The organism is Cognatishimia sp. (assembly GCF_964229375.1).
Lineage (GTDB): Bacteria > Pseudomonadota > Alphaproteobacteria > Rhodobacterales > Rhodobacteraceae > Cognatishimia.
Genome location: NZ_CAXREH010000218.1, coordinates 1 through 5,823, shown reverse-complemented (window position 1 = coordinate 5,823; position 5,823 = coordinate 1). Strand labels below are relative to the sequence as shown.

Annotated in this window: 7 protein-coding genes; 6 read left to right on the top strand and 1 reads right to left on the bottom strand. The window is 57.9% G+C overall.

All coding sequences use genetic code 11. From position 1 onward, the window contains the following. The 6 genes from ACEQWH_RS15575 to ACEQWH_RS15550 form a co-directional block, all read left to right on the top strand. A partial coding sequence (locus ACEQWH_RS15575; protein ID WP_370232382.1) for an FAD-binding oxidoreductase occupies positions 1-261 on the top strand: 261 nt, incomplete at its 5' end. Then, on the top strand, positions 258-1,382 hold the full coding sequence (locus tag ACEQWH_RS15570) for an FAD-binding protein (RefSeq protein WP_370232380.1): 1,125 nt from the start codon (positions 258-260) through the stop codon (positions 1,380-1,382). The genes ACEQWH_RS15575 and ACEQWH_RS15570, both read left to right, overlap by 4 nt. A gap of 3 nt (positions 1,383-1,385) precedes the next feature. After that, complete coding sequence (gene glcF / locus ACEQWH_RS15565; RefSeq protein ID WP_370232378.1) at positions 1,386-2,696, top strand: glycolate oxidase subunit GlcF; 1,311 nt, start codon at positions 1,386-1,388, stop codon at positions 2,694-2,696. A 92-nt stretch (positions 2,697-2,788) separates the two neighbouring features. Then, positions 2,789-3,499 (top strand): serine protease, encoded by a 711-nt coding sequence (locus ACEQWH_RS15560; RefSeq protein ID WP_370232377.1) that lies wholly within the window; start codon positions 2,789-2,791, stop codon positions 3,497-3,499. A 3-nt stretch (positions 3,500-3,502) separates the two neighbouring features. Continuing rightward, the gene (locus ACEQWH_RS15555; RefSeq protein WP_370232375.1) at positions 3,503-4,321 is read left to right on the top strand and encodes a serine protease; all 819 of its coding nucleotides are present in this window, start codon (positions 3,503-3,505) and stop codon (positions 4,319-4,321) included. Positions 4,322-4,438: 117 nt separating this feature from the next. Then, the gene (locus ACEQWH_RS15550) at positions 4,439-4,909 is read left to right on the top strand and encodes an Hsp20 family protein (RefSeq protein WP_370232373.1); all 471 of its coding nucleotides are present in this window, start codon (positions 4,439-4,441) and stop codon (positions 4,907-4,909) included. 107 nt (positions 4,910-5,016) lie between these two features. On the opposite strand, the gene ACEQWH_RS15545 is transcribed toward ACEQWH_RS15550, so the two are convergent. After that, positions 5,017-5,376, bottom strand: a complete 360-nt coding sequence (locus ACEQWH_RS15545) for a DoxX family protein (RefSeq protein ID WP_370232371.1) — start codon at positions 5,374-5,376, stop codon at positions 5,017-5,019. Between the last annotated feature and the right edge of the window lie 447 nt (positions 5,377-5,823).

The window sequence follows — 5,823 nt, the reverse complement described above, 5'->3', positions numbered from 1 at the left end:
CCCGGTGATCTTGAGAAATGCGAGGCTTTTGGCGCGGATATCCTGAAGCTTTGTGTCGAGGTTGGCGGCTGTCTGACCGGCGAACATGGCGTTGGGATCGAAAAGCGCGATCTGATGAGCCATCAATACAGCCACGCGGATCTGGACGCGCAGATGAAGGTGAAAGATGTCTTTGACCCCGCGTGGCTTTTGAATCCGGCCAAAGTCTTTCCTTTGAACAGCAGCGCAAGCCGTCGTCACGCCAGTGAGGTGGCATCATGAGTGCCACAATGCATGTGCCGACGACCGAGGCTGAACTGGCCGAGGCGATTGCCTCGACACAGGCGCCATTGGCAATCCAAGGGGGTGGTACGCAGGGTGTTTCGTCTGACGCAGGATCGGCGCTGTCGTTGTCGGGCATCAGTGGTGTGACGCTCTATGAACCCGGTGCACTGACCTTGGTTGCGCGAGCCGGAACGCCGGTGGCAGACATCACCCAGATGCTGGATGAAGAGGGGCAACGGCTTGCCTTTGATCCGCGGGATCTGCGCACTGTGCTGGGCACCGACGGCATACCTACGATCGGTGCGGTTGCCGCTATGAACAATTCTGGCCCTGCACGTGTCACGGCGGGGGCCTGCCGCGATTTCATGTTGGGGGTGCGTTTTGTTGATGGTCAGGGCGAGATCATCAGCAATGGCGGGCGCGTGATGAAGAATGTCACGGGCTATGATTTGGTCAAACTGCTGGCAGGCAGTCATGGCACGCTGGGCGTTCTGACCGAAGTCAGCCTGAAAGTTCTGCCGAAACCTGACATGACCGCAGTCCTGTTGCTGAACGGGTTGACTGATGCAGACGCGGTGGCGGCCATGAGCGATGCGCTTGGCTCTCCGTTTGAGGTGACTGGCGCGGCACGTGCCCAGAAGGGGGTGGATGGCCATCCCGTCACGATGATCCGCATCGAAGGGTTTGAAGACTCCGTCAGCTATCGTTTGGCAAACCTCAAAGAGCGTCTTGGCCGGTTTGGAGATGTGGCAGTGGAAACTGATCAGGCGCGCACAAAGGCCGGCTGGGCCTGGGTGCGCGATTGCGAGGTGTTTCAGGGCGTATCAGGCAACCTCTGGCGCGTTTCGGTCAAGCCGTCTGATGCGCCGGATCTGGTGGCGCGACTTGCCCCAGACAACGCGCTGTTTGACTGGGGTGGGGGATTGGTCTGGATGGTGCTGCCGCCTGAAACTGACCCGCGCGCGCAGATGGTCGGTGTGTCAGGCCATGCCACTTTGGTGCGCGGTCAGGGTTATGGGCGTTTTCAGCCCGAAGCGCCCGGCGTCGCGCAGCTTTCGGCAGCTTTGCGCAAGAAATTTGATCCACGGGGCATTCTGAACCCCGGTTTGATGGGGTAAGACATGCGGACGGAATTCACGCCGGAACAGCTGACGAAACCGGATTTTGAGCGCAGCAATGAAATTCTGCGGGCCTGTGTGCATTGCGGCTTCTGCACAGCGACCTGTCCGACGTACCAGGTGCTTGGGGACGAATTGGACAGCCCGCGGGGGCGGATCTATCTGATCAAGGACATGCTGGAAAACGAGCGGGTGCCGGACGAGAAGACGGTCAAGCATATCGACCGCTGTTTGTCGTGCCTTGCCTGTATGTCGACCTGCCCGTCTGGGGTGCATTATATGCATTTGGTGGACCACGCTCGGGCCTATATTGACGAAAACTATAAGTGGCCGTTGTCCGATCGTGCGCTGCGCTGGGTGCTGTCTCAGATTTTGCCTTATCCGATGCGCTTTCGTCTGGCTTTGCTGGCGGCCAAGATCGGGCGGCCGTTCGCGCCCTTGATACCGGATGCGCGGATCAAAGCCATGTTGAAGATGGCGCCCAAGCAGATCCCGCCAGTCAGTCGCAACGACGATCCACAAAGCTTCCCCGCCCAGACACCGCGCAAAAAGCGGGTCGCGTTGATGACTGGATGCGCTCAAAAAGCGTTGGACACCGATATCAATGACGCAACCATTCGGGTTCTGACGCGGTTGGGGTGCGAGGTGGTTGTTGCCGAGGGCGCGGGCTGTTGTGGGGCGCTGACCCATCACATGGGAAAGACAGATCTGAGCCACACAAGCGCCGCGGCCAACATCCGCGCCTGGCGCGCGGAAATGCAGGGCGCTGGGCTTGATGCGATTGTGATCAACACATCTGGCTGCGGCACGACCGTGAAAGATTATGGCCATATGTTCCGAAACGACCCGCTGGCTGAAGATGCCGCCGCGGTGTCGGCCATCGCGATGGATGTATCAGAGCTTCTGACTAAGCTTGAGATCCCTGAAGGCGCGGCGCAGTCCATGACGGTTGCCTATCATTCCGCCTGCTCGTTGCAGCACGGCCAACAGGTTAAGACCGCGCCGAAAGATGTCTTGAAGAAACTCGGGTTCACGATTGTCGAGCCTGCTGATCCGCACCTGTGTTGCGGCTCTGCAGGGACATACAACCTGCTGCAGCCGGAAATTTCGGCGCAACTGAAAGAGCGCAAAGTCAAAACGCTCGAGGCCAAGTCGCCGGATGTGATTGCCGCCGGAAATCTGGGGTGCATGATGCAAATCGGGTCTGGAACCGATGTGCCCATCGTGCACACCATCGAATTGGTGGATTGGGCCACCGGCGGACCAAAGCCTGCCAAGCTGCCCGCCTCATTTGAGACACAACTGCGGCAATAGCGGGCCAAAGACTCCGCGACAAAGCCCCAATGCGACCCTAGTTTCGCCCCTTGGGGATCCGATCTTGCTCTGGATTGAAACCTGGAGCTGTCATGATCAGATCCCTATGCCTCGCCGTGGCAATGAGTCTTGCCGCGCCTGTCCTCGCCAAGGACACAGTCCCCCTAGAGAAGTCGATGTCGACGGCTCAGATGCAGGCCATTGGCAGGTTAGACATCGGATCGACGGGATTTTGCACCGCAACACTGGTGTCCTCGGATTTGGTTCTGACCGCCGCGCATTGCCTGTTTGACCGCAACACCGATCGAAGGCTGGATGTCTCTGAGTTCCGCTTCAACGCGGGGCTGCGACGGGGGAATGCCATAAGCACGATGCGCGTCAAACGCGCTGCCATTCACCCAAACTACAACCGCGCCAAGAAAGGCGATCTGAAGAACATGCGCTATGATGTGGCGCTGCTGCGTCTGAGCGAGCCTGTGAACCTGTTTGACGTTTCTAGTCTGGGGGTTTCGACACCTCAGTTGGGACGCAATGTTGGCGTTGTCTCTTATGCCCGCAATAGGGCTGATACGGCGCTGACGGAAAGTGCCTGTGGCATGTCACAAAGGCCCGAAGGCGTGTTTGTGACGACCTGTCAGGCAGGGTTTGGTACCAGCGGAGCGCCGGTTGTGCAGATTCAGCAGGGCTTGCCGCGTGTTGTGTCGGTGGTGTCTGCGATGGCCAAGGCCAATGGCCAGCCGGTGTCGCTCGCCGTGGGCGTCAGCAATGTGTTGCACGTTCTGACCTCGGCTATTGGATCCTAGACGGTGCGCGGTCTGCGTGTGCTCGCACTGGGCATTCTGACAGCGTTTTCAACGCCCCTTCACTCTGGCAGCGCGCTGGAGGTGATGCAGACCCGTAGCGACATGCTGGGATGGGAGGCCGTTGGGCGCCTGGACCTGCCCTCAGGCTTTTGCACGGGTGTTCTGATCGCGCGTGATCTTGTTTTAACCGCCGCGCATTGTTTGTTTGATCGCACTGCTGCCACACAAATCGACATCCATGGCGCGGTCTTTCGTGCCGGATATTTGAACGGTCAGTCCCTGTTTGAAAGGCGCGTGATCTCGTATCGGATGTCGCGTGACTTTCAGTACAACGGCCCGGTCATGATGGCTAAAGATGCGGCCCTGGACGTGGCTGTGCTGCGCTTGGATCGCCCTGTTTCACACGAAGAGGCGGCGCCTTTCCTGATACACAATGGGCGACAGACACCGGATCAGGTGCAGGTCATGTCCTATGGGCGGGGCCGCGAACAATCCATGAGTTGGCAACCTGCCTGCAACGTTTTGCGCCAAAGCACGCAGCTTTGGGAATTTGACTGCGACACGACCTTTGGCTCGTCAGGCGCACCGGTTTTCGCGATGGAAGAAGGAGCCATTCGCATCCTGTCTTTGGTCTCGGGCAACTGGCAGACGCAAGATGGCAGCAATCGCACAATCGGCATGAAACTCGGTGACCTCGTCGCGACGCTGAGTGCGCAGGTCAAAGGCACGACGCGCCCTGTGTCGCGTGCGCCCACAGGGGCCAAACGCATCACAGTCGGGCAAAATCGCCCTGCAAATGGCGCAAAATTCCTCAAGCCTTGAAACGCTAATTTTCCGTTCATATGTGATCTTCATCGGACGCCACTTTCGGGTCCGACCCATACACGCCTGTCCCAAATGGGAAGGCCCCAAATGTTGTCGCTTTGAAAGGATGACTCTATGCGTAGTTTTGATTTCGCACCGCTTTACCGTGCCTCAGTTGGCTTTGATCAAATCGCAGACATGATGGATCGCGTTTTGACCTCGGATGTCTCGGTGCCCAGCTATCCCCCTTATAATATTGAGAAAACCGCAGATGACGCCTATCGCATCTCGCTTGCCGTCGCCGGGTTCTCGGCCGACGACCTTGCGATTGAGGTAAAGGAAAACGCGCTTGTCGTGACCGCGAAGAAAGCCCCCGCAGGCGGTGAAAAGACATTCCTGCATCGCGGAATTGCGACGCGGTCGTTTGAACGAAAATTCCAGTTGGCGGATCACGTGAAGGTCACCGGCGCAAGCCACGAAGACGGCATGTTGCATATCGATCTTGTGCGCGAAGTGCCCGAAGCTCTGAAGCCACGGCGCATCGAGATTGCACAAGGCAAACCCGCAATTGAGGCGGATGTGGTCGACGCCAAGGCGGTGAACTAGCCCGTTAGATTTGATCGGGCGTAGGTGATCCTCCCCGCATCATACGCCCGGCAAAAACGGCCGCAGAGATCTTTGCGGCCGTTTCGTGTTTGTGACGGGGGTTCGTGTTAAGACGCGCGTCCCAAAAAGCGCGGGATCTGGTCGCGATGCAGATACAGCACCGCCGCGTTCAAAAGCCCCATTACAATGGCTGGAACCGCGGAAGGCCCAAGAATGAGCCAGTGGCTTAGAACTGCGCCGACCATCGTCGCTCCCAACAATCCCGCGCCAACGACTTGCAGGCCGGGCAACCACAACAGCACCGCGCCGCCTATTTCGATCAAGCCGGTCACGTAGCGAAACCATTGGCCGACGCCCAAGGCATCATAGGTTGCAACCATCATCTCTACGCCAGAGAGTTTTGCAAAACCGGCAGCCACAAAGGCCACCGTCAGTAGGGCTCGAAGGCCCAAAGAAACGTATTTCATGTGTCATGTCCCAATTTGGTGTCTTTGGAGAGAGACTACATATCTGACAATTTGCACGCAACTTGCTTATCTGCGCGACTGTTGTGCAATTTTGAACATGAGATTCCTAAACGGCAAGACATCCTGACTGAAATACCCTCCTTGGCCGCGCATCGGACGAGGATTTCCAACCCATCTGTTCCATGTTAGGACGTCGCTCAAACGCCGACACGCGGCAAGAGAGCGATGCTCGAGAAGAAAGATTGAAGAGATCTCGCACCAATTATGACGAGATCGTTTAACCGAAGGGGCGGTTTGGCATGGATGCGGGTTCACAGCCTTCGGTAAGCGTGGTTTCAGTTGCTTACAACAGCGTTGGTGTGCTGCCTGACATGGCGGCATCGCTTCCGGCCGGTGTTGATTTGATAGTCGTAGACAATGGGCCCGATGATGGGCTGCGGGCATGGG